Below are 20935 nucleotides of genomic sequence, written 5' to 3'. Positions count from 1 at the left end.
CGGGGGGGGCCCCGCCCCGCCCCCCCCGCGCGGCCCCCCCCCCCGCGGCCGGGGGGCGGGGCCCCCCCGCCCCCCCCCCCCACTCGGGGCCCGGGGGGGGGGCGCGCGCGCCCCCCCCCGACGGGTGGGAGGTGCGGGGCCGGTTCCAAGAGCCCCGCACCGGTGATTCGCAGCGGAGCCGCGTCCGGATGGGTGCGCGTTCACGCGAACTGCGCGCACGCTCCGGCCGACGACACCACCGTCCGGCAGTCGGATGCGGCGGGCCCGGGTGGTGGACCGCCCGGGGCGCCGCCCCCGTAGCCGGCTGAGCGGGCCCGCTCGGGGATCCGGTGGTCCTCCCGACACGACGGACGGGCGTCTCGGCCGCGCCCGGCGGACCGGGGCACCGCCGGGCGCGCCCGACGCGACGTCCCGGTCCGTGCGGCCCCTTCGCCTACGAGGGGGCGGGCGTCTCGACGGGCGCGGGGGTCCTCGCCCGCACGCCGTGGCCGGCGAAGGCCGTCACGATCAGGCCCAGGGCGAGCGCGTACGTCGGCATGACCAGCAAGGAGCGCCCCGGGAAGTCGACGCCGGCCGCTCCGAGGCCGATCAGCAGGTCGGACAGGACGAACACCGCCCCGCCCCACGCCGCGCGCGGGCCCAGGACGTGCGCGGTGGCCGCCATCGCGACGAGGACGAGGCCGTACAGCCCGAGGGCCGCTGCCAAGGCGGGACGGAGGGCGGGTGCGAGGGCGACCATGGCCCCGGCCCACAGCGCCAGGTAGCAGGCGAGGAGGGTCCGGCGCGCGGCGAGGTGCGCGACGGCTCCGGCGCGGACGAAGGCCGTCGTCCAGCAGATCTGCGCCCCGAGGAAGAGCCCGAGCCCCGTGGCGAAGGCGACCGGCCCCGGGATCAGCAGGGCGATGTCCCCGGCGGTGGCGAAGCCGAGGCCGATCAGGACGGGGCCGTGTCGGCGGCCGGTGGCGCGCAGCAGGTACAGGACGAGGACGGGGGCGAGCAGCGGCTTGGTCGCCCATTTCAGGATCGGGTCGTCCAGGGCCACGCCGAGGGTGTCGAGGGCGGCGAGCGCGGCGAACAGCGCGATCGGCGCGGGCACCTCAGGCCTCTCCCCGCGGCTCGGGGGCCCAACCGGGCGGACCGAACAGGTAGCCGGCCCGTTCGCGCCAGTGTCGGGCGCCGCGCACGTCGCGCCAGGTGGCCCGGTACTCGTGGAACGCGACCCGGACGGGGTTGTGGGTGCCGATGTTCTTCGTCAGGCCGTAGACGACGCGCTCGTCCTCGGCCGCGAAGGTCGCGAACAGCCGGTCCCAGACGATCAGGATGCCGCCGTAGTTCCGGTCGAGGTAGGCCTGGTTGGAGCCGTGGTGGACGCGGTGGTGGGACGGCGTGTTGAAGATCCACTCGATCGGGCGCCAGAGCCTGCCGACCCGCTCGGTGTGCAGGAAGAACTGGTAGACGAGGCTGAAGGACTGCTGGAGGAGGATCATCCACGGCGGGATGCCGAGCAGGGCGAGCGCCAGCCAGAACGGCAGGCCCGTCATGGGCGTCCAGCTCTGCCGCAGTGCGGTCGAGAGGTTGTACCGGACGCTGGAGTGGTGCACGACGTGGCTCGCCCAGAGCACGCGCACCCGGTGGTGGGCCCGGTGGAAGGCGTAGTACGCCAGGTCGTCGGCGAAGAAGAGGAGCACCCACGTCCAGACCGAGCCCGGGGAGAGCTGCCAGGGCGCGACGGTGTAGAGGCCCGCGTACGCGAGGACCGCGAACGCCTTCCACGGCAGGCCGATCACCTGGCTGCCGGCGCCCATCGACATGCTGGTGACGGTGTCGCGCAGTTCGTAGCCGCGTTCCTCGTCGTCCGGCAGGAACCGGTAGGAGAGGGCCTCCACGATCACGAGGAGGACGAAGGCGGGTATCGCGTACACCACGGCGGGGATCATCGGCCCTCCCGTACCGCGCCCGGGGCCACCGGAACGCTGCGGCCGAGCAGTTCGCGGGCGAGGTGTTCGGCCGCCTCGGGCTCGCCGGAGGCGATGTGCGCGGCGAGCCGCACATGGGCCTCGACGTCGAGGAGTTCCGCCGTCCGCAGGTCCATGGGGACGGCGCCGATGTCCAGGGTGCCGCCGACGAGGGTGTTGAACGCGAGGAGGTACGCCAGGTTGCCCGAGCCCTCGACGATGAGGCGCCACCAGGCGATGTCGGCGGCGCCGAGGGCCGCCAGGTCGGGCCCGGCCATGACGTAGCGTCCGGCGGCCTCGACCACGGCGGCGGCCTCGGCCGGTGTGCAGCGGGCGGCGCACAGTCGTGCCGCGTCCGCGCCGATGCAGGCCCTCATCTCCAGGGCGTCGCGGGCCAGGTCCGGGAGTGCGGGGCCGGCCCCGGCCCGTGCGATGCCGACGGCGAGGTCCAGGCCGGCATGGTGTCGCCAGTCCAGGACGAGCGTCCTGCCCCCGTGGCTCACCTCGACGAGGCGGGCCTGCTGGAGCCGCTTGACGGCCTCGCGGACGGCGTGGCGGTTGACCTCGAACTCGGCGGCCAGGTCGCGCTCGGCGGTCAGTGCCGAGCCGGCGGGAAGGGCGCCGCTCAGGATCCGGTCGCGCAGCACCGCGTACAGCTGGTCGGAGACCGCTTCGCGGCGCAGGGGCTGTTCTGTCATGGCGCTCACGATCGGGCACCGCACCGGAGTGGTCAACTGGTTGGACCAGTTTTTCTCCTCGATGTCGCTCCCCCTCCCCGAAGGTCGGGCTCGTCCTTTGCCGGGGCGAACGGCGCGGCGTGACGAGCGCGACACCGATCCGCCGCTGGGCCTGGCCGTCGACGAGCTGGAGCGCGACCGGCGCTTCGACGTCGCGGCCGGCTGCGGCGGAACGAGGGTGGAGTTCACCCCCGTGCCTTAGCGGCCGTGGGGAGGCCGGTCGCACAGGCGCCGGCTCGTGCCGGTCGTGATTGCCGCCGGGCAGCCGCGTTGCGCGGAGGTCGTCCACCCACCCGTTCGACGCCGCCGCGCAGGGCCTCCATCAGGTCGACCGCACCGGTCGGCTCGGCGGCCGGTTCCGCCTTCTCCACGGTCTCGCCGGTCCTCTCGGCGTCGATGAGCGCGGCGACCCTTTCCTGGAAGGTGTCGTGAAAGCCGGCGGGGTCCCACGTCATCGAGAGCGCGTCGATGAGCTGTTCGGCCATCCGCAGTTCCTTGGCCCTGGCCTTCGCTTCCCCGGGGAGACTGTCGGCCTCTTCTTCGATCGCCGGGCAGAGGCAGAGGGCCATCTCGCCGCACCGGTCCGCGGTCGTGCACCCGGCGCCTGCTCAGTGGAGACCGTCCGCGACGACCTGCTGACCGCCCTGCGACACAACGACCCCGCCCTCGGACTCCACCCCGACGCGCCCCGGTTCCGGCAGGTCGTCCACGACGACGATGCAGAAGCCACGACTCCCCCAGTAACCCCGCAGCCCAGCCGAGGCATTCAGACGGTTCCCACACCCGACGTCACCATTGCACGTCCAGCAGACCCGGGTCGAGAAGCTGGAACCTGCGGCTGACCGCCGCCAACACGACCAGTCGTGCCGGAAACCACTGGACCAGCGCTCCGGGGCGAGGGCAGGACGCCGCCCTGGAGCGGCTGCGCGTCGAGCGACAACTCGAAGAAGCCCTGGCTCACGGCCCCGAGGCGTTGTGCAGCCTCCGCACGCGCCCTGCTGGAACAGGCCGCTGAACAGCACATTCGATGAAATCCGCTCGACCTGGGCGTGCCGTGAGGGGAATCATGGACGAGTGACGTCGACCGAAGCAGCAGCCATCGCCCTCCAGGACCGTGCCGCTCTCTGGAGCGTGGGGGAAGTCCGCGCGAGCGACGTGGTCATTGCCGCCTGTGACGCGCTCGTCGCCGGACTCGACACCCCCGGCCTTCGCATCCTCGCCGCGTGCACGCGCGCCGAAGCGGACTACGACGTCCACGACCTGCTTCCCGCAGCACTCGACGAACTCGGCCTCGCCTTCCATCCCGTCGGCAGCGAGGTCGGTCAGAACGCCGCCGTCCGAGCCCTCGCGCGCCGCATGCTTGCCGGAGAGCTCACGCCTCGGGAGTTCACCTTCCGGATCCACCGGCGCCACGGACACGAGCTGCCCCTGACCGAGCGGCTCGCTGAACTCGACGACGAGTACGACATCCTCGAATGCGGCGACAGAACCGTGGACCAGGTCGACGCCGAGGTCACTGCCGAAGCCCGCCTCCTCGCAGCCCATCCCACGGATCCGCGCAGGTGATACACACGGACCAACCCGCGGGTTCCCGTTGAACAGGCTGCGGTTTTCCTGAACCCACGGGCCTCACAGGCCTCGGGGGACATCGGTGCAGCAGCACCGTTCACGTCACCGGGAGACGGATGGGGCCCGGGATGTCGCAGGGGACTCGCGCGGGCCGATCAGCCGGTGCAGTGCGTCCGCGGCGTCGGCCGGCAGCAGGGCGGGCCACCAGGTCGCCGCTCCGAGGTCCGTGACGAGGGCGGGCACCAGGAAGAGCCGGACCAGGAGCGTGTCGAGGAGCACTCCGACCGCCACGATCACACCGATGTGGACGAGGTAGACAAGCGGCATGACGGTCAGGGCCGCGAACGTGGCCGCGAGCACCGCGCCCGCCGAGCTGATCACGGAGCCGGTGGACGTCACCCCGCGCCGGACCCCCGCAAGGGTCCCGTGGAGGACGGCCTCCTCCCGGACCCGGTGCATGAGGAAGATGTTGTAGTCCACACCGAGGGCGACCAGGAAGACGAAGGCGTAGAGCACAATCGTCGCCTCCGTCTGCGCGGACCCGCCCGCCGTGTGCAGGTACGCGGCGGAGATGCCCAGCGCGGCCAGGAAGGTCAGGGCCACGGCGGCGACGAGCAGCACGGGAATGAGCAGGCACCGCAGGAGGAGGACCAGCACCAGCAGGACGGTCACGAGGACGGCCGGCATGATCACGGCACGGTCGTGGCTCGCTCCGGCCTGGGCGTCGTAGGTCTGCGCGGCCTGGCCGCCCACCAGGACCGACGCCCCGGGAACCGATCCGGCCGCCCTGCGCAGATCTGCGACGGTTCGCTGGGCGGCCGTGCTGTCGGCAGCGTCCGTCAGGGTCACCATGATCGGGACGCGCCCGGACACGGTCGTCTGCGGACCGCCCGCGCCTTCGGCCGGGTCCACGGCGGCGACCCCGCGCGTCCGTGCGGCCGCCGCTCGGACCTCGTCGGCGTGCCCGGGATCGCTGAGGAGGACGGCCGGGTTGCCCAGTCCGGCGGGAAACTCCCGCTCCAGCGCCCTCTGGCCGGCCACGGACGGCGCGGTCGTGGGCAGAGCCCGGTCCAGCGGCACGCCGCGGGCGGTGAGCAGGGGGGACAGGGCCGCCCCGACCACGAGCGCGGCCAGGCAGCAGGCCCAGATCCGGCGGGGGCGGCGGGCTACCGCCGAGGCGATCCGCTCCCACAGCCACGCCCCTCGGGTGGGATCACCCGTACCGGGGCGGCGAGGCCAGAAGGCTGCCGGGCCCAGCAGGAGGAGGGCCGCGGGCAGGAAGGTCAGGGCGCACAGCAGCGCGGCGGCCATGCCGATCGCCCCGGCGGGTCCGAGTGCACGGTGCGCCGGGAGGTCGCTCAGCTGGAGGGTGAGCAGCCCCAGGGCGACCGTGGCCGCGCTCGCCGACAACGGCCCCACGGAGCGTCGGACGGCCCGTCGCAGTGCTTCGTCCGGCCCGAGTCCCCCGGTGAGTTCCTCCCGGTAGCGGGCCGTCAGGAGAAGCCCGTAGTCGGTGGTCGCTCCGATGACCAGCACGAACACGATGCCCTGCACCTGGCCGTCGATCGCGAGGGCTCCCGCGCGGGCGAGTCCGTAGAGGCACGCGCAGGCCACGGTGAGGGCGAGCAGTGCCGTGGCGGTCACCAGCACGGGCAGCAGCGGGCTGCGGTAGACCAGTACGAGGATCAGCACGACTGCTCCGAGAGCCACCAGGAGGAGCCGCCCGTCGACCCGGCCGAAGACGGCATCGAGGTCCGTCCGTACGACGGCGGGTCCGGCGAGTGCGACCCGCGCCCCGGTCACGTGCGCGGCCGCCTCGCGGACCTCGGCGAGGTCACGCCCGTCCGCGGCCCCGGAACCGGAGGTGCGTAGCCGGAGAACACCGGCGACCGAGGTCCCGTCCCGCGAGCTGAGGAACGGGCCGGGCGGACCGGCGAGGCTGCCCCGGCCTTCCAGGGGCGACAGCGAGGCGGCTGCCCGGAGGGGCAGAGCGCCGTCGCCGGGCCGTCCGGGCGTGGGTGCGGTGGCCGTCCAGACCACGATCAGCGGCAGGGACGCCGCCTGCGGGGAGGCTTCTGCCATCAGCTCGGCAACCCGGGTCGACTCGGCTCCCCGGGGCAGCAGGTCGCTCTGCTCCAGACGGGACACGGTGTTCAGGGCCGGAACGAGCGGGGCGAACGATCCGGCGACGAGCAGCCAGCCGGCGACCATCAGCAGCGGGCGAAACAGGCGTGATCCGCGGAACGGACCGGTCACGGGCACTCCTCAGGGGGTGGGCCGCGCCGGACGCGCCCACCTGATGTGTTGCGGCGTGGCGTTGACACCGAGGTTCCCGGTGGGGGCGAGCAGGCCGGCGTTGGCCGGGTACCGCAGCGAGATCCGGTCGGCCATCGTGTCGAGGTCGAACGGGCTCGTCGCCGTCGCCGCGTCGAGGTCGTTGTTGGCGTGGGCGGCGCCGGTGACGCCCATCGCGGTGGACGACGGCGGGGCGGTCGGGCGGGTGGGTGGGCATGCCGTCGACGGTGGTGGTCCGCGGGGCGGCCTCGTCGTTCGTCCGGCGGCGGCCGTGACGGCGGGCTCGGCACACAGCGCGGTGGGGGCGGCCGAGGCGCCAGGAACGGTGGTGCGAGTACGCATGATCGCCTTTCACGGGGGTCCCAGCGTGCGAACCGCCCGGTACGCGGCGGCATCACGGGCTCTTCGGAGCCCCCTTCGCGCAGGACCGGGCCGTACCCTGGAAACCACCCCATCGGCCCATGCCGGATACGGCCGGCGCTGGTCGGCACCCTCGGGTAACCGCCGGGTCCTCCCGGCGGAGCGCCTCGTCCGCCCGCCCCCCTCTCGGGGGCTGTGCTTCGACGACGGCCAGACGTTGCGGCAACCCGCCGGGGGCGCGTCTTTCACACAAGCCCACAGATGTAGCTGATTCGAGTGACTTGGGCTATCCGCCGGGTTCTCCGGCGCGAACCCCGCTCGGTGGTACCCGTGACCGTGCGGGCACGCCAGACCTGATGAAGGAATGGGGAGTGATGGGCACAAGCCGTATCGACACCGGGCTGCTGGGGCAGTTGACCGAGCAGTCGCAGGATCTCCACAGCAGCGCCATGCGGATGACCGGTGCCGCTCTGGGCCCGGCGGAGGGGCGGGTGGCGCGCGAGGACATCATGGCGCTGCAGACCGCTGCCTCGCTGGAGAACCTGGCCGTGGGCGTCTACCGCCAGGCGGCCGGCCTGCCGTTCATCAAGAACGGCAACAAGACCGTGGCGGCGTTCATCGCCACCACGATCAGCCAGCACGCGGCGCACGCACGCGCGTTCAACGCGGCGGCGACGCAGTCCGGCGGCAAGGCGCAGACCGCGCCCAACGCGAAGTACGCGGCCGTCGTGAAGCAGGCGCTGCCCCGTATCAAGGGTCCTGCGGACGTGGTGGCGCTGGCGATCACTCTCGAGGACGTCGCCGCACAGACCTACACGAAGAACACCGGGGGTGTGCGTGATGTGCGGCTGCGGTCGCTGTTCGCGTCGATCGCTCCGGTGGAGGCGCAGCACCGGGCGGTGCTGCTGGCGGTGCAGGCGTTGCTGGGGGCCGGCAAGCCGCAGTTGATCGCGATTCCGACGGACGCGGCCGCGCTGCCCGCGGCGGCCGGTTCGGTCGGCTTCCCCGAGGGTTTCTACCCCGTCAAGAACGCTTCCCCGATCTCCGAAGGAGCCGTCAAGTGAGCGCATCCGACAAGAGCTGGGAGCTCGCGATCGGCGAGCGCGAGCTGGCGGGTCTGACCCGGGGCATGGAGGAAGCCCATCAGCAGACGATGCCCGTGATGCGGGCCGCCGCCTCGCAGCTGGCCGAGGAGATCCGGGCCTCCGATGCGGGCCGGCGGCGATTCCTGGCGGGTGCGGGTGTCGCCGCGGCTGCGGCGGCGTTCTCCTTCGCCGGATCCGGGGGCGGCAGGTCCTTCGCGGCCGCGCCGCGGACACCGTCCGCGGCGGGCGCGCCGAGCCCCTATACGGGGGACTTGAAGGTGGTGGCCCTGGCGGCAGCCCTGGAGAACCAGGCCGTCGGCGCCTACGGGGCAGCGCTCAAGGCGGCCGGCGCGGGCAAGCTGGGCAAGGTGCCGGCGGCCGTCGCCACCTTCGCCGAGACGGCCATGGGCCAGCACTCCGCGCACGCCAAGGCGTGGAACGCCGTACTGACCGGTGCCGGTCGGCCCGCCATCACCGGGGTGCCGCTGTCGAACCAGCCGGCCACCCTCAAAGCCCTCGGGCGGGCCAAGGACGTAGGTGCCGTGGCCCGTCTCGCGCTGGCCCTGGAGGACCAGGCCGCCCAGACCTACCTGTTCGCCGCGGGCAACGTCAGCAGCCCGGCGGGGATCCGGACCGCGGCGAGCATCGCACCCGTCGAAGCGATGCACGCCGCGATCCTCCACTTCGTCCTGGGTGAGTACCCCGTCCCGGACGCCTTCCTGCAGACCGACCGGGCCGCCGGACCCGCCCTGCTGACCGTCTGAACCCCGCTGCGGGCCGGGCCGCGACCGTTCACCCCCGACGTCGTGGCCCGGCCCGGAGCAGCAACCGCCGCTTCTCCCCTGCGAAGGACTGATGTGCCGTGCCCCGTCCTCCCGTTCCCCCGCCCGTGCGCGCAGCGTCGATCCGCGCCGTATGGGTGGCGTTCCTGCTCGCCGCCCTGGGTCTGGCCCCCGCCGCCGGCGCCACGTCGGCAACACCGCTCACCACGACCGCACCCGCGCCCGCACCCGCACCCCTGATCACGATCAAGGACTTCGGTTTCCGCCCCGATCACCTCACCGTCGCACCCGGAGCCCTCGTGACCGTCGTCAACACCGATGACGCCCCGCACACCGTCACGGGCACGGGCACGGGCCCTGCGGCGTTCGGAACCGGAACCATCAGGGCCGGCGACACCACGACCCTCACCGCGCCCCGAAACCGCGGCACCTACACCTACCTCTGCAACATCCACCAGTTCATGTCCGCCACCCTCGTCGTCCGCTGACCGCCGGAGCCGTCATGCCGCACCGCCTCCCGGCCGGCGACACGCGCCTGCTGGGCATGTTCCGCATCGTCACCGGCTTCCTCTTCGCCTGCCACGGCCTCGCCAAGCTCTTCGGCGTGATCGGTGACGGTCCCGCCCCGACGGGACAGTGGCCCTACTGGTGGGCCGGAGTCATCGAGCTCGGCGGAGGGACCCTCGTCGCCGCCGGCCTGCTGACACGCCCCGCCTCCCTGCTGTGCTCCGGCACCATGGCCTACGCCTACTTCACCGAGCACCAGCCCCACGGACTCCTGCCACTGCACAACGACGGCGAAGCCGCAGCCCTGTACTGCTGGACCTTCCTCGCCCTCGCGGTGATCACCCCCACCGGCCTCTCGCTGGCCGGCGCCGGACGCCGGGCACGAGCCGCGCTGCACGTGCCGAAGGCAGCCGACCCGCGCGGCCCGGGCCTGTAACCCGCCCACAGCTCCCTCCCGGCCGGCGGCCACACGGCCTCACGGACGGACCGCGCGCTCCTGCCCGTGCCGCCGGGCAGGGTCGGCCTGCGGCCGTGCGTGCCGTGCTTTCGGAAATGCCGGTCAGCGGCGCTGGTGAGTGGCGTCGGTTCCGTGGACCGGCTGTGCTTCCCGCGGTCCGACGGGCCTACGGCCTTCGCGCGGCTGCTGGAGCGGGACGCCGGCCACGGGGCGATCCACGCATACGGGCCGGCCGAGGTGAGCCGCCGGTATCTGCCGGACACTCCAGTGCCGGAGACGACCTCCCGTACGTCCACCGGAACGGTGGTGCCACTCGACGCACTGGCGCGCGGCACCACCGTTCCGGCAGATCACCTGCACGGACGGGCAGGTGGACATCGTCGTCGGGCGACCATGGCCCCGGTCGGCACGCAGGTCAAGGCGCGCAGCACGCGTCCGCTGTGGCGTGCTGGACCCGGAACGGGTGGAGGCTGAGCTGCAGTCCCTCAGCCCACGCAACTGTCGCCCGCGCTCGTCGAGCAGTGCTCCGCGGACGACACGGTGTACGCCCTTGCCCGGAACCCCCACGCTCCGGCCGAAGCCGTTGCCCGGCTCGCCCGGCATCCCGGGGCGGAGGTTCGCGGGATGGTCGCCGCCCGGCCCGACCTGGGGCCGGACCCCGACCCGGCCACCGTGCCGTCCCCCGAGTGGTTCGCCGCCTGCGCGGCGTCCGAGGAGCCGGTACTGCACCGGGTCGCGGCGAGCTGGCCGGGGCCTGCCCGCAGCGCTCGTCGGGACGCTCGCACGGGACGACGACGAGGAGATACGGATCCGGCTCGCCGGACGAGCGGAACGCCTCGGCCGCGACGAAGGGAGCCGCGATGTTCGCCACCCCGGGCTGGAGCCCCTGACCGGCGACTTCAACGGCGGCTTCCACCTCCCCGACGGCAACGGAGCCGCCGCCGTATCAGTCCGCTTCGGCAACCCCGGCTGGACCCCGCTCACCGGCGACTGGAACGGCGACGGCAAGGACGCGGTCGCCGTCTGCCGTCCCTCCAACGCCACCTTCCACGAAGGCGCCCTGGCCGGAAGCGGATTACGCCCTCGGCCACCGTATGCGCGGGCCCGGCCGTCGGGGGCGTGAGCGTTCACTTCCATCTCAATGCAACGCAAGAGCGGGAAGGCGTTGCGTTGTGCTGCACGGCATTGCAACGAAATAATGGCTTTGAACTGGGAGTTGACGTCAAATACGCAACAACAAGGTTGCTGGACCTGTGAATGCAACGTAGCGTTTGCTTCATCGGAAACAGCGATCAAGGAGCACGTCATGCACACGTTCGTCACCCCCGCGCCCCTCTCCGCGGTCATCGACATTCCTGCCGGGCACATCCGGCTCATGGCCACCGGCGGCTCCGGCACGACGGTCGAAGTCCTGCCCGCCGATGCCTCCAGGAACCGGGATGTGGAGGCGGCCGGGCGCACCACGGTCGGGTACGCCGACGGCGTGCTGCGCATCGCCGCACCCTCGCCGAAGGGCAACCTGGTGGGGCGCTCCGGCTCCGTCAAGGTGACCGTCCACCTGCCGGCCGGGTCCCGTGTCGAGGCGAAGCTGGCCGCCGGCGGGTTCCGGGGCGTGGGTCGCCTCGGAGACCTCACCTTCGAGGGCGCCCAGGGCACGGTCGAGGTCGACGAGAGCGCCGCCGCCCACCTCACCCTGCTCGCCGGCGACATCGCGGTCGGCCGCCTGGGCGGCCCGGCGCAGATCAGTACGCAGAAGGGCGACATCACCGTTGCCGAGGCCGTCGCCGGTACGGTGACGCTGCGTACCGAGGCCGGTGACCTGTCGATCGGCGCCGCCGCCGGAGTCTCGGCCTCCATGGACGCGGGGACCTCCTACGGCCGGATCCGCAACACCCTGAAGAACACCGACGGCGCCCCCGGCTTGACCATCCGCGCCAGCACCTCCTACGGCGACATCACCGCCCGCAGCCTGTGAACGTCCGCACACCGCCAAGCCTTTACGGCCCTTCGGGGAGCAGCACCGACATGACCGGCCCGGCAATCGCGGGGCACCGTCCGGGCACGTCCCGCGGTGATACGGCGACTCCCGCGGCCGGCCGCGGCCGCGGCCCACCGCCGGGCGCCGTACGACGAATCCTGATTCTGTGCCGCTCCGCGCGGCATCTTCCTCCCTCACTGATACAAGGAGCCGACTCATGAGCGACCTGACCAACACCGTCACCCAGTACCTCGCCCTCTGGAACGAGGCCGACGCCGACCGCCGCGCCGCCGGCATAACCGGCCTGTTCGCCCCCGGGGCCCCCTACACCGACCCCTTCGCCTCGGTCGAGGGCCACGAGGGCATCGCGGCCCTTCTCACCGGCGCCCGCGAGCAGTTCCAGGGCCTCACCTTCGAGCTCCACGGGACGGTCGACACCCACCACCACATCGCCCGCTTCCAGTGGGCCCTGGTGACCGCCCCGGGCACCGAGCCCATCGCCATCGGATTCGACGTCCTCGTCACCGACGGCGCCGGCCGGATCACGGGCGTCTACGGCTTCCTCGACAAGACGCCCGCCGCCTGATCCACCCGGTGAGGATGCGTACGTGACACCGGGGCCGGGACGCGCACAGCGTCCCGGCCCCGCCGCAGCACCCCGTACCGTACGCGCGGACACACCGGGCGCCGATGAATCCGAGGCTGTCACCCGCCCCGTCGTCGAGCAGCCGGCGGGCGACGAGGAGCAGTGGGAGCGGGCTGCCTCCGTGCTGGAACGGCTCGCCCCCGCCGGTTCGGACGAGGCCCGGGGAGGATTGCGGGCATGCATCCGGGAGGGGGTGCACCGGGTCCGCGCGCTGGAGTCGATCGCCGGTACCCGGCAGCTCCCGTGGTGGGAGGACCTGGGCGGCGTAGCCCTCCGGGTACTCGCCGCGATCGACCCGGCCGGACTGGACGACGCGTACACCGAAGTGCTCTGGGACTGTGCGGCGCGGACGCGGCTCCTGGGCGTCGCCCCGGCGCCTGACCGACCGCCGGCCCGGGAACGGATCACGGTGCTGCGCGACGACCCGATGGAGACTGCCGGGGTACGAGCCGCGGCCGGAGCACGGCTCGGGGCGGAGCTGGGGGTCTCGGCGATGTCCCTCTACCGGCACGTCAGCGACAGGGAACAGCTGGTGGTGCTGATGGCCGACGCCGTGTTCGGGGAACAGGCCCTGCCCGAGCGGCCGCCGCCGCACTGGCGCGAACGGCTTGAGCTCTCGGCGGCCCTGCAATGGCGGCTCTACCAGGACCACCCCTGGCTGGCGGGAGCCATGAACCTCAACCGGCCCCCGCTGATCCCCAACGGCATCCGCCACATCGACTGGGCCCTCGCCGCCCTGGACGGACTCGGCCTGGACGACGACACCCGCATGCAGGCCGCCGTCACCCTCTTCGGCCACGCCGTCGACCTCGAACCGGAGACAGGAGTGGATGCGGATCCAGGAGACACGGCTGGCGGGGCTGGTGGACGGCGGAGCGTTCCCCGCGTGCGCCAAGGCGAGGGCGGGAGCCGCCCTCTCCCCCGAATCACCCTGCTCGACGGACTCGCCCCCCGCATCACCCCACCGCCGGACCGACCGCCACGACGCTCCGGTCCCTCCGGTGGGTGGCGTCAGGTCGTCAGGGTGGCTGTGGCGAGGGCGCCGCGAAGGATCTGCTCGCGGGGCAGCGAGAGATCGAAGAGGCGGCCCAGGATGCCCAGCAGTGTGCGCCGCAGCTGTTCGTCGTCCTGCTCCGTGTGGTCTTCCCGGCCGGCCACGGGGAGCCCTGCCCCGGCCATGGCCGCTGTCACTTCCGCCGCCACCGCCGGATCCCCGTCGACACCGTCGTATCCCCATGACCCATCCAGATGGAGATTGAACGAGCAGGCGAGGTGCCCGTCCCGGTGGTACTCGAAGAACGGCGGCACGGGTTTGCCGTTGTCCTCCTCGAACACCACCTGGAAGACCTCCGCGCCGCCCGCGGAGACCGGCCCCAGCTCGCCGAACTCGCCCCACCAGTCGCCGTACATGACCGCGAACGACAGGCCGGCGTGTGCGCCGTACCGCAGGTGCACGTCTGAATCGGCGTCGAAGAGGTCGGGGTTCGCGACCTCCTCGGCAGTGTGTTCGCCGGACACCCGTCGGACAACGGCGGGCACCCCCCAGGCGGCCGTCGCCGCGAGCCGCTCGACCAGCTCGTCCGGGGTCACCCCCCGGGCCATCACCACGTTGTATCCGCCTACGGGAATCCAGCGGGGCACCGAGAGCCAGGCGATCCCGGTCTCCGGTCCCGCGGGGTGATTGTTCTGCGTTCCATGAGTCATTCCGACAGGGTCCACGACGCCACCGACAACGCAGGCACGTTGGCTTCCCTCAGTGCCGGGCGCCGTGCCCGTCTCGCCCGGCCTGTCAGCCGCCCCGCGCGGGGCCGGGGCTCAGGCCGCCGCGGTGCGGAACCTGCTGGGGCTGAGGCCCTTGTGGCGTTTGAAGGCGGTGCTGAAGCCGAAGGCGTCGGCGTAGCCGACGGTCCTGGCGATCTGGGCGATGCTGAGGTCGGTGTCGGCCAGGAGCGCCTCGGCGTCGTCCATGCGGCATTCCGTGAGGTAGGTGAGCGGCGGACGGCCCATCAGCTCGGAGAAGCGCCGGGCGAACAGGGCGCGGGAGACGCCGGCTTGAGCGGCCAGCGACGCGACCGTCCAGCTTGCGGCGGGCCTCCCGTGGAAGGCGTGGAGGGCGGGGGCGAGGACCGGGTCGGCGAGGCCGCGGTACCAGCCGGGCGCGTCCGCGCCCGCCCGGTCGAACCAGGTGCGCAGCGTGCAGACCAGAGCCCAGTCCAGGAGCCGGTCCATCAGCGCCTGCGAACCTGCGGTGAGCCGGGCGGCGTCGGCTGCGGCGTTCTCCAGCCAGGCGCAGACCTCGGCGTCCTCCGTGACGACCAGGACGGGCGGCAGGGCGCGCAGGAGCCGTTCGTGGCGGTGGCCCGAGGCGCGGTAGGCGCCCACGATGAGCGTGGTCGCCGCGTCGGGGCCGGTGCCCCAGTGGATGCCTTCGAGTTCCTGCCCGGTGCACGCGGCGTCCGTGCTGAAGCAGTTGATCTCGTACGCGGTGTGGGGGCGACGGACGGTGGCGGGCTCGTCCGCCAGGCGGAACGGTGCGGGGCCCCGGACGACGGCCGTGTCGCCGGCACCGATCGCGCGCTCGGTGCCGTCGGGCAGCAGGAGCGTGCCCCCGCCGTGCAGGACGCTGACCATGGTGAGTGGAGCGTCGTCGGTGAAGGTGATGCTCCAGGGCGCCGTCAGGACGGCGTGGCTGACGACCGAGCCCTCGGCCCGGATGCCGCTCAGAAGGGAACTCAGGGGATCCATCGCGCAATCGTAGACGATCTCCTATGTTCGGGAGGGCTTCGCCTATGGATCATCTACGCCGCCCTGGCTGTACTGGAGTCACTGCACAGATCAAGCCCTCGGGAGACACCGTGCCGCAGCACAGCAAGGACCTCAGGACCGCCCTCGTGGTCGTCGCGCACCACCGCAGCGATTCCCTCACCGCCCACACCGCCCGCCGCACCACCGCCCAGCTCGAAGCCGCCGGCTACCGCGTCGACCTGCTCGACCTGCACGCCGAGGGGTTCGACCCGCGGATGAACGTGGAGGACCAGCCGGACTGGGGCAACCGGGAGAAGCCGTACTCGGACGAGACCCACACCCACATGCGGCGGATCCTCGACGCCGATGTCGTCATCGCCGTCTTCCCGGTGTACTGGCAGAGCGTGCCCGCCATCCTCAAGGGGTGGATCGACCGCGTGTGGAACTACGGGTTCGCCTACGGCCGCAGCAAGCCCCGCCTGGCGGGCAAGCGCATGCTGTGGCTGGCCCTGGGCGGCGCCACCGCCGACGACCCCATCGCGGAATCGATGCGGTCCGTCCTCGAAGCCAGCCTGAGCGACGGCATCGCCTACTACTGCGGCTTCTCCCGCTCCACCGTGGGCCTGCTCCTGGACGCGGAGGAGCGACCGCAGCGCGTCGACGCCGAGGGCAATCTGCTGGTCGGCGAAGCGGTCGCCGGAGCCGAACGGGAGGCCCAGTACGCCGACTTCGACCGCCGGGCACGAAAGTTCGTGGAGGAGTTCCTCGCGGACGAACTCGTCGCGGCCTGAGGTTCCGCCCTCGGCGGCAGGCCCGCCCGTCCACGGCGGCGGCCGCGACCCGGAGCGCGGGGATCGCGCCGCCGCAGGCCCGGGACCGGGACGTGGCGTCACGTCCGACCGCCCGGTCTGAGCCGCCTGGAATCCTCGTGGGGCGGTTGAACGCGCAGGCCGGGGGCAGAGTCCGGTGGGAATTCATCTCATTCATCTATCGAGGGGTGGGGCTGTGTCCGACATGAGCGTGGCGACGCTGGCTCTGTACTACCGCGACGAGGAGCCCGTGCTCGTGGCACTGGGCGGGACCTCGATCCCCGCGAGGCTCGAGGTCGTCGATCCGTCCGGCCGGGCCGTGGCCGTGTACGCGGTGGACGTGCCGTCCCCCGCGCCCGGCGACGGCTCCGACGACGGCTTCGACTCCGAAGGCACCTTCGGCGCGGACGATGTGATCGAGGTGTCCGGCGGGGCCGACATCAGGTTCATCGCGCTGGAGCGCGACTCCGGGGGACGGTACTTCGTCCGAGCGGCGGTGGGCGGTCGCGAGCGGCTGTTCTCGGCGACGGTGAACTCCGCCACCGGGAAGGTGCTCTACGACGCCGGCGGCCCGCCGGCGACCCGCCCCGCCCCGGCGAGCGGGGTGATCACCGTCCTGTGAGGCGGTGCAACGGCAAAGGGCCCCGGCCTCCGTGAGGAGGCCGGGGCCCTGGTCGAGCGCTGGGCAGGCCTTGCACCTGCATTCCCCCACGGGCCGGGTGGGGCGGCCCGCCCCTCCCCCTGCTGGGCGTCCGCGAGTTCGGCGCCGCCGATCGGGGCCGACGGATTCGCCCCGGTGCCGGAGTTGCCTTCGAGTCCACTCGATGGTGTTGGCTGGTGGGGAAACACCGCGACGTGCTGACCATACGGACGACGAGTTTCCTCAAGGAGCACACCATGACGCAGAAGACCTGGTTCATCACCGGTGCCTCACGCGGCTTCGGCAGGGAGTGGGCCATCGCCGCCCTCGAACGCGGCGACTCGGTGGCCGCGACCGCGCGCGACCTCTCCACGCTGGCCGATCTGCGCGACAAGTACGGGGAGCGACTGCTGCCCCTGCGGCTCGACGTGACGGACCGTGAGGCGGACTTCGCCGCCGTTCGGCAGGCGCACGAGCGGTTCGGGCGCCTCGACGTGGTCGTCAACAACGCCGGTTACGGCCACTTCGGCTTGATCGAGGAACTCACCGAGGCCGAGGCGCGCGCGCAACTGGAGACCAACCTGTTCGGCGCCCTGTGGGTCACGCAGGCGGCGCTGCCGTTCCTGCGGGAGCAGGGCAGCGGCCACATCCTCCAGGTCTCCTCCATCGGGGGCATCAGCGCCTTCCCGCTGGTCGGGATCTACCACGCGTCGAAGTGGGCGCTCGAAGGCATGAGCCAGGCGCTGGCCCAGGAGGTGGCGCCGTTCGGCATCAAGGTCACGCTGATCGAGCCCGGCGGGTTCGCCACCGACTGGGCGGGTTCCTCGTCCCGCACGTCCGAGCCGCTGGCCGCGTACGCCGACCTGCACCAGGAGGTGCAGGAGCAGCGCCGCAAGCGCGTCGGTACGCCGGGCGATCCGACGGCGTCCGCCGCGGCCGTGCTGAAGATCGTCGATGCCGACGAGCCGCCCCTGCGCTGCTTCTTGGGTTCGGCGCCGCTCGGCATCGCCAAGGCGGACTACGAGCAGCGGCTCGCGGTGTGGGAGAAGTGGCAGCCCGTGGCCGACCTGGCACAGGGCTGAGCGGGGCGAGTCCGAGGAGGACCCCGTACGCGCCCGGTCGCCGTGCGGGGCACCTGGCCCGGAGCGGCCCGCGCTGCCAGGCCGGGACAAGGGCGCTCGCGCAGCGCCTGGAGCGGGCGGCAGGGGCGGGGTTCCGTCGCGGGGACGCCCGGCGGACCGGCCTCCTCCGGCTGGAGCACGTCCGCTCCGGCTGCGCGGGCGGCCGGGTGGGTGGAGTCGTCCGGGAGGACTTCGTCGGTTCCCACCCGGAGGAGCCCTCACCCGCAGTTCGTGTTCCTGCGCCACCTCCGCGACCACCCCGGGCCCGGGGATCCGGACGGACTCTCCCGCAACCGGCAGTAGTAGGGGGTCAATTGGGCCGACCCCGGCCGAGGCCCTCGCGCGCAGGAAAGCTACCGTGAGGAGGGGCGAGATCCTGCCCTGAAACCAGGGGGACAGATGAATGCAGAACCGCTGCCGCGCCGGTACCGCACCAAGACGAACAGGGCATTCACCCTTGCTTGGGCGCTGGGCATACCGATGGGCGCGTTTCTGCTCAAGGTCTGGACCGAATCCTTCCCCTACGCCCTCCAGCTGTCGACCACCGTCGTCTGCGCAGCCGGATTCTTGCTCGTGCTGTGGACGTCACCGCGGGGTTTCACATGCGCCGACGAGCAGGGAATTTCGCGCCGCGCCTTCCTTCGGACCGAGCGGCTCGACTGGGCCGACGTCTATGACATCCGCACGGTCGCCATGCCGGCGTCCACCGTGGGTCGTTTCGGCAGGATGCAGCCGGACCAGGCCTATGCCTACCGCGCCGACGGCAGACGTGTCCTGCTCCCCTACCTGAACGCCCAGGAACTCGGTGAAGCGGAATTCCCGGGAGAAATGGCGGTCCTGCGCAGCATGCTGGCAGACCGGCGCGCCGACGGCTGGATGCCGGATCCGTCGGTGGAAGCACACATCGCCCGACACGAGGCGCGGTACGGGAAGCGCGTGCGCGCCCTCACCGGAAAGGCGTCATTGGCGATCATCATATTCGTCATCATGATCGTCATCATGGCGCCCATCGTCGGCACGGCCGTCTTCTAGTACCGGGGCCAGGAGCTCTGCCACGGCACGCCCGAGCCGGAGCGGGACGCGTCGGTGGGCCCGGTCTCGGAGAGGGCCAGGCCGTGCCCGAGGATCGCACCGACGGCCTCGGCGGTGACGCGGTGCCACCGGCGGGCGCCCCGGATCATCGAATGGCCGCCGCGGGGCATCCGGACCCCCGCGGCCAGGGCTCCCGATTCCCGCGCGCGGGTGAGGCAGGCCCAGGTGTCCGCCGCGCTGGTGACGCGGTCGGCCTCGTCGTGGAGAGCGATGACGGCCCGGCCGCGCAGGTGGCCGGTGGGCTCCGTGTCCGGCCACCAGGGTGCGAGCGCCACCACCCCTTCGACCAGGGGGTCCGCCGCCGCGCGCAGTGCGGCGCGGCCCCCCATGGAGTGGCCGAGGAGGACGACGGGAACCGGGCCGGTCAGGGCGCGCAGCTCCTCCAGGGCCTGCTGGACGTCGGCCACGGGGTGGGCGTGGGCTCCGTTCCAGCCGCGGTGCCGGTAGCGGACGTGCGCGATGAGGACGTCGTCGTCGAAGGTCTCCCGGACCAGCGCGCCGGCGAAGGGCCGCATGCGCAGTGCGGGCATGTTCAGCCGGGGTGGCCGCTCCATCGCGTCCGCCCGGCCCCCGTGGAGGAGGAGTACGGCTGCCGTGGCCTCGCGGGGTGGCCGGTGGCGGAAGACCGGGACCAGGGCCGGGGCCGCCGCACCGTCCCGCAGGGGCGTCACCGGCCGCCGCCGACCGCGCGCCGGACGCCGTGGTGCCCGCCCGTCACGGCCGGGCCTCCCCCGCGTACCGGGCGGCCGGGATGGACGGAGCGGACGGGCCGGCGGACATTCCGGAGGCTCCTTCACGGGTGGGGCGGACCGCGAGGAACTGGTCGACGCCCATGCGGCGTTCGGCGAAGGCCAGTGAGGCCCCGGCCAGGTAGAGCCGCCAGACGCGCCCGGTGGTCTCACCGACGAGGTCCTCGATGTCGCCCCACCGGTCCTCGATGTTGGCGCGCCAGGCGTCGATGGTCCTGGTGTAGTGCTCGCGGAGGGATTCGACGGAGCGGACCTCCAGGCCGGCGGCCTCCAGGAGGTCCGCGGTCCGGCCCAAGGGGCGCATGTGCATGTCGGGGGCGATGTACGTCTCGATGAAGCGGCCCCCGCCGGGGGCGTTGGCGCCGCGGGACATCTGCTGGACGAGGAGCCGTCCCTCGGGGCGCAGCGCCGCGTGCAGCAACGCGGCGAACTCCGGGTACTCGGCGTCGCCGACGTGCTCTCCCATCTCGATCGCCGCGGCGGCGTCGTAGCCCCCGCCGTCAATGTGGCGCCAGTGCCGCAGCTGGACGGCCACCAGCTCGGCCACCCCCTCGCGGACGGCCCGGGCGGTGACGAAGTCCCGCTGTGCCGCGGACAGGGTGACCGCGGTGACCCGTGCGCCGTGTTCGCGGGCGGCGTGGACCGCGAGGGAGCCCCAGCCGCAGCCGACGTCCAGGAGCCGGTCGCCGGCGCGCAGCCCGAGCTTGCCGCAGATCAGCTCCAGCTTGTCCGCCTGGGCGTCGGCCAGGCCGTACGAGGCGTCCGCCGGGCGGGTCCAGTAGGCGCAGGAGTACGCCATCGTCGGATCGAGCAGCAGGGCGTAGAACTCGTTGGAGAGGTCGTAGTGGTGGCTGATCGCGGCGCGGTCCCGCGAAGCGCTGTGCAGCCGGCCGGTCAGACGGGCGCGCCCGTGGGGGTGCTGAGGGGGCGGGCCCGCCAGCCCCAGTCCCGCGGCGAGCACGGCGGCGGAGGCCAGTCCCGCTGCCCCCGGACGCCGGATTCCCTGGTCGCGGGCCGTCCGGCCGGCCCGGCCGAGGGCCTGGGCGAGGTCGCCTTCGACGTCGAGGTCTCCGGCGACGTACGCCTCGGCGAGCCCCAGTTCGCCGGGCTGCCACAGCAGGCGGCGCAGCGCCTCGGGCCCGCGCAGCGCGACCAGGGGCGCGTCCGCGGGGCCGGCCTCGCTGCCGTCCCAGGCACGTAGCCGGACCGGTAGCGGTCCGTCGAGGAAATGGCCGAGGAAATCGGCCAGACGGTCGGCTGCGGGCCTCATCTGAGGGTCCCTTCCACGAGGAGAACCTGTCGGACGGTCGAAGTGCCGGGCACGGGAGCCGTCTCGCGGGGCACCCGCGGGGAGGCCGCCGGGAGCCGGAGGGCCACCCCCGGTACCACCCCGCCGCCGCCCTGCCGG

Annotated in this window: 21 protein-coding genes and 1 pseudogene; 12 read left to right on the top strand and 10 right to left on the bottom strand. The window is 73.0% G+C overall.

The annotated features are described in order from the left end of the window. Positions 1-433: 433 nt before the first annotated feature. Genes ACGFXC_RS30240 through ACGFXC_RS30230 form a run of 3 tightly spaced genes read right to left on the bottom strand, consistent with a single transcriptional unit; the run spans position 434 to position 2653 of the window. Positions 434-1096 carry a lysoplasmalogenase family protein gene (locus ACGFXC_RS30240; protein WP_393718047.1) on the bottom strand — a complete coding sequence of 221 codons (663 nt, stop codon included), beginning with the start codon at positions 1094-1096 and terminating at the stop codon, positions 434-436. A 1-nt stretch (position 1097) separates the two neighbouring features. Further along, positions 1098-1937 (bottom strand): sterol desaturase family protein, encoded by an 840-nt coding sequence (locus ACGFXC_RS30235; protein ID WP_393718046.1) that lies wholly within the window; start codon positions 1935-1937, stop codon positions 1098-1100. After that, positions 1934-2653: a FadR/GntR family transcriptional regulator gene (locus tag ACGFXC_RS30230; RefSeq protein WP_393718045.1), complete on the bottom strand. Its 720-nt coding sequence runs from the start codon at positions 2651-2653 to the stop codon at positions 1934-1936. Before ACGFXC_RS30230 ends, ACGFXC_RS30235 begins: the two co-directional genes overlap by 4 nt. Between ACGFXC_RS30230 and ACGFXC_RS30225 the strand changes: the two genes are divergently transcribed. Further along, complete coding sequence (locus tag ACGFXC_RS30225) at positions 2652-2894, top strand: hypothetical protein (protein WP_393718044.1); 243 nt, start codon at positions 2652-2654, stop codon at positions 2892-2894. The genes ACGFXC_RS30230 and ACGFXC_RS30225 overlap by 2 nt on opposite strands. Here the strand turns inward: ACGFXC_RS30225 and ACGFXC_RS30220 are convergent. Next, positions 2878-3177, bottom strand: coding sequence for a hypothetical protein (locus ACGFXC_RS30220; RefSeq protein WP_393718043.1), 300 nt, complete (start codon positions 3175-3177; stop codon positions 2878-2880). The genes ACGFXC_RS30225 and ACGFXC_RS30220 overlap by 17 nt on opposite strands. Before the next feature lie 589 nt (positions 3178-3766). Here ACGFXC_RS30220 and ACGFXC_RS30215 point away from each other — a divergent pair. Further along, the gene (locus ACGFXC_RS30215; protein WP_393718042.1) at positions 3767-4258 is read left to right on the top strand and encodes a hypothetical protein; all 492 of its coding nucleotides are present in this window, start codon (positions 3767-3769) and stop codon (positions 4256-4258) included. Between the two features lie 105 nt (positions 4259-4363). On the opposite strand, the gene ACGFXC_RS30210 is transcribed toward ACGFXC_RS30215, so the two are convergent. Both ACGFXC_RS30210 and ACGFXC_RS30205 read right to left on the bottom strand, forming a co-directional pair. Further along, on the bottom strand, positions 4364-6472 hold the full coding sequence (locus tag ACGFXC_RS30210) for an MMPL family transporter (RefSeq protein WP_393718059.1): 2109 nt from the start codon (positions 6470-6472) through the stop codon (positions 4364-4366). 96 nt (positions 6473-6568) lie between these two features. After that, positions 6569-6809: pseudogene (locus ACGFXC_RS30205) on the bottom strand (DUF4394 domain-containing protein); the annotation flags it as partial. 463 nt (positions 6810-7272) lie between these two features. Between ACGFXC_RS30205 and ACGFXC_RS30200 the strand changes: the two are divergent. The 6 genes from ACGFXC_RS30200 (at position 7273) to ACGFXC_RS30175 (ending at position 12311) form a co-directional block, all read left to right on the top strand. After that, positions 7273-7980: a ferritin-like domain-containing protein gene (locus ACGFXC_RS30200; protein WP_393718041.1), complete on the top strand. Its 708-nt coding sequence runs from the start codon at positions 7273-7275 to the stop codon at positions 7978-7980. Continuing rightward, positions 7977-8765 (top strand): ferritin-like domain-containing protein, encoded by a 789-nt coding sequence (locus ACGFXC_RS30195; protein WP_393718040.1) that lies wholly within the window; start codon positions 7977-7979, stop codon positions 8763-8765. Before ACGFXC_RS30200 ends, ACGFXC_RS30195 begins: the two co-directional genes overlap by 4 nt. A gap of 125 nt (positions 8766-8890) precedes the next feature. Beyond that, a complete protein-coding gene (locus ACGFXC_RS30190) occupies positions 8891-9271 on the top strand; it encodes a cupredoxin domain-containing protein (protein WP_393718039.1) in 381 nt (126 codons plus the stop codon). Between the two features lie 14 nt (positions 9272-9285). After that, positions 9286-9726 carry a DoxX family protein gene (locus ACGFXC_RS30185; protein ID WP_393718038.1) on the top strand — a complete coding sequence of 147 codons (441 nt, stop codon included), beginning with the start codon at positions 9286-9288 and terminating at the stop codon, positions 9724-9726. A gap of 1327 nt (positions 9727-11053) precedes the next feature. Continuing rightward, positions 11054-11722: a DUF4097 family beta strand repeat-containing protein gene (locus tag ACGFXC_RS30180; RefSeq protein ID WP_393718037.1), complete on the top strand. Its 669-nt coding sequence runs from the start codon at positions 11054-11056 to the stop codon at positions 11720-11722. Positions 11723-11942: 220 nt separating this feature from the next. Then, positions 11943-12311, top strand: coding sequence for a nuclear transport factor 2 family protein (locus tag ACGFXC_RS30175; RefSeq protein ID WP_393718036.1), 369 nt, complete (start codon positions 11943-11945; stop codon positions 12309-12311). 1071 nt (positions 12312-13382) lie between these two features. Here the strand turns inward: ACGFXC_RS30175 and ACGFXC_RS30170 are convergent. Both ACGFXC_RS30170 and ACGFXC_RS30165 read right to left on the bottom strand, forming a co-directional pair. Continuing rightward, complete coding sequence (locus ACGFXC_RS30170; RefSeq protein WP_393718035.1) at positions 13383-14075, bottom strand: hypothetical protein; 693 nt, start codon at positions 14073-14075, stop codon at positions 13383-13385. Between the two features lie 111 nt (positions 14076-14186). Beyond that, positions 14187-15116 carry an AraC family transcriptional regulator gene (locus ACGFXC_RS30165; RefSeq protein WP_393718034.1) on the bottom strand — a complete coding sequence of 310 codons (930 nt, stop codon included), beginning with the start codon at positions 15114-15116 and terminating at the stop codon, positions 14187-14189. Between the two features lie 110 nt (positions 15117-15226). Between ACGFXC_RS30165 and ACGFXC_RS30160 the strand changes: the two genes are divergently transcribed. From ACGFXC_RS30160 to ACGFXC_RS30145, 4 genes are all read left to right on the top strand, one after another. Continuing rightward, positions 15227-15907: an NAD(P)H oxidoreductase gene (locus ACGFXC_RS30160; protein ID WP_393718033.1), complete on the top strand. Its 681-nt coding sequence runs from the start codon at positions 15227-15229 to the stop codon at positions 15905-15907. A gap of 214 nt (positions 15908-16121) precedes the next feature. Next, on the top strand, positions 16122-16547 hold the full coding sequence (locus tag ACGFXC_RS30155; protein ID WP_393718032.1) for a hypothetical protein: 426 nt from the start codon (positions 16122-16124) through the stop codon (positions 16545-16547). Positions 16548-16822: 275 nt separating this feature from the next. Beyond that, the gene (locus tag ACGFXC_RS30150) at positions 16823-17647 is read left to right on the top strand and encodes an SDR family oxidoreductase (RefSeq protein ID WP_393718031.1); all 825 of its coding nucleotides are present in this window, start codon (positions 16823-16825) and stop codon (positions 17645-17647) included. Positions 17648-18085: 438 nt separating this feature from the next. After that, entirely contained in the window at positions 18086-18718 is a 633-nt protein-coding gene (locus ACGFXC_RS30145) for a PH domain-containing protein (protein ID WP_393718030.1), read from the top strand. On the opposite strand, the gene ACGFXC_RS30140 is transcribed toward ACGFXC_RS30145, so the two are convergent. Together ACGFXC_RS30140 and ACGFXC_RS30135 are read right to left on the bottom strand one after the other, a co-directional pair. Further along, complete coding sequence (locus tag ACGFXC_RS30140; RefSeq protein WP_393718029.1) at positions 18715-19449, bottom strand: alpha/beta fold hydrolase; 735 nt, start codon at positions 19447-19449, stop codon at positions 18715-18717. The genes ACGFXC_RS30145 and ACGFXC_RS30140 overlap by 4 nt on opposite strands. Positions 19450-19492: 43 nt before the next feature. Then, complete coding sequence (locus tag ACGFXC_RS30135; protein ID WP_393718028.1) at positions 19493-20797, bottom strand: class I SAM-dependent methyltransferase; 1305 nt, start codon at positions 20795-20797, stop codon at positions 19493-19495. Positions 20798-20935: the final 138 nt, after the last annotated feature.

Source organism: Streptomyces sp. NPDC048507 (assembly GCF_043199995.1).
Taxonomy (GTDB): domain Bacteria; phylum Actinomycetota; class Actinomycetes; order Streptomycetales; family Streptomycetaceae; genus Streptomyces.
This window is presented reverse-complemented; position numbering and strand designations above follow the sequence as displayed.

Bases quoted from the DNA above. Each gene is read 5' to 3' on its own strand.
- ACGFXC_RS30210 (WP_393718059.1), bottom strand. From the start codon at position 6,472: ATGGTCGCCGGCTGGCTGCTCGTCGCCGGATCGTTCGCCCCGCTCGTT.
- ACGFXC_RS30230 (WP_393718045.1), bottom strand. From the start codon at position 2,653: ATGACAGAACAGCCCCTGCGCCGCGAAGCGGTCTCCGACCAGCTGTAC.
- ACGFXC_RS30135 (WP_393718028.1), bottom strand. From the start codon at position 20,797: ATGAGGCCCGCAGCCGACCGTCTGGCCGATTTCCTCGGCCATTTCCTC.
- ACGFXC_RS30145 (WP_393718030.1), top strand. From the start codon at position 18,086: ATGAATGCAGAACCGCTGCCGCGCCGGTACCGCACCAAGACGAACAGG.
- ACGFXC_RS30180 (WP_393718037.1), top strand. From the start codon at position 11,054: ATGCACACGTTCGTCACCCCCGCGCCCCTCTCCGCGGTCATCGACATT.
- ACGFXC_RS30200 (WP_393718041.1), top strand. From the start codon at position 7,273: ATGAAGGAATGGGGAGTGATGGGCACAAGCCGTATCGACACCGGGCTG.
- ACGFXC_RS30170 (WP_393718035.1), bottom strand. From the start codon at position 14,075: ATGACTCATGGAACGCAGAACAATCACCCCGCGGGACCGGAGACCGGG.
- ACGFXC_RS30175 (WP_393718036.1), top strand. From the start codon at position 11,943: ATGAGCGACCTGACCAACACCGTCACCCAGTACCTCGCCCTCTGGAAC.
- ACGFXC_RS30220 (WP_393718043.1), bottom strand. From the start codon at position 3,177: ATGGCCGAACAGCTCATCGACGCGCTCTCGATGACGTGGGACCCCGCC.
- ACGFXC_RS30165 (WP_393718034.1), bottom strand. From the start codon at position 15,116: ATGGATCCCCTGAGTTCCCTTCTGAGCGGCATCCGGGCCGAGGGCTCG.
- ACGFXC_RS30185 (WP_393718038.1), top strand. From the start codon at position 9,286: ATGCCGCACCGCCTCCCGGCCGGCGACACGCGCCTGCTGGGCATGTTC.
- ACGFXC_RS30235 (WP_393718046.1), bottom strand. From the start codon at position 1,937: ATGATCCCCGCCGTGGTGTACGCGATACCCGCCTTCGTCCTCCTCGTG.
- ACGFXC_RS30150 (WP_393718031.1), top strand. From the start codon at position 16,823: ATGACGCAGAAGACCTGGTTCATCACCGGTGCCTCACGCGGCTTCGGC.
- ACGFXC_RS30225 (WP_393718044.1), top strand. From the start codon at position 2,652: ATGGCGCTCACGATCGGGCACCGCACCGGAGTGGTCAACTGGTTGGAC.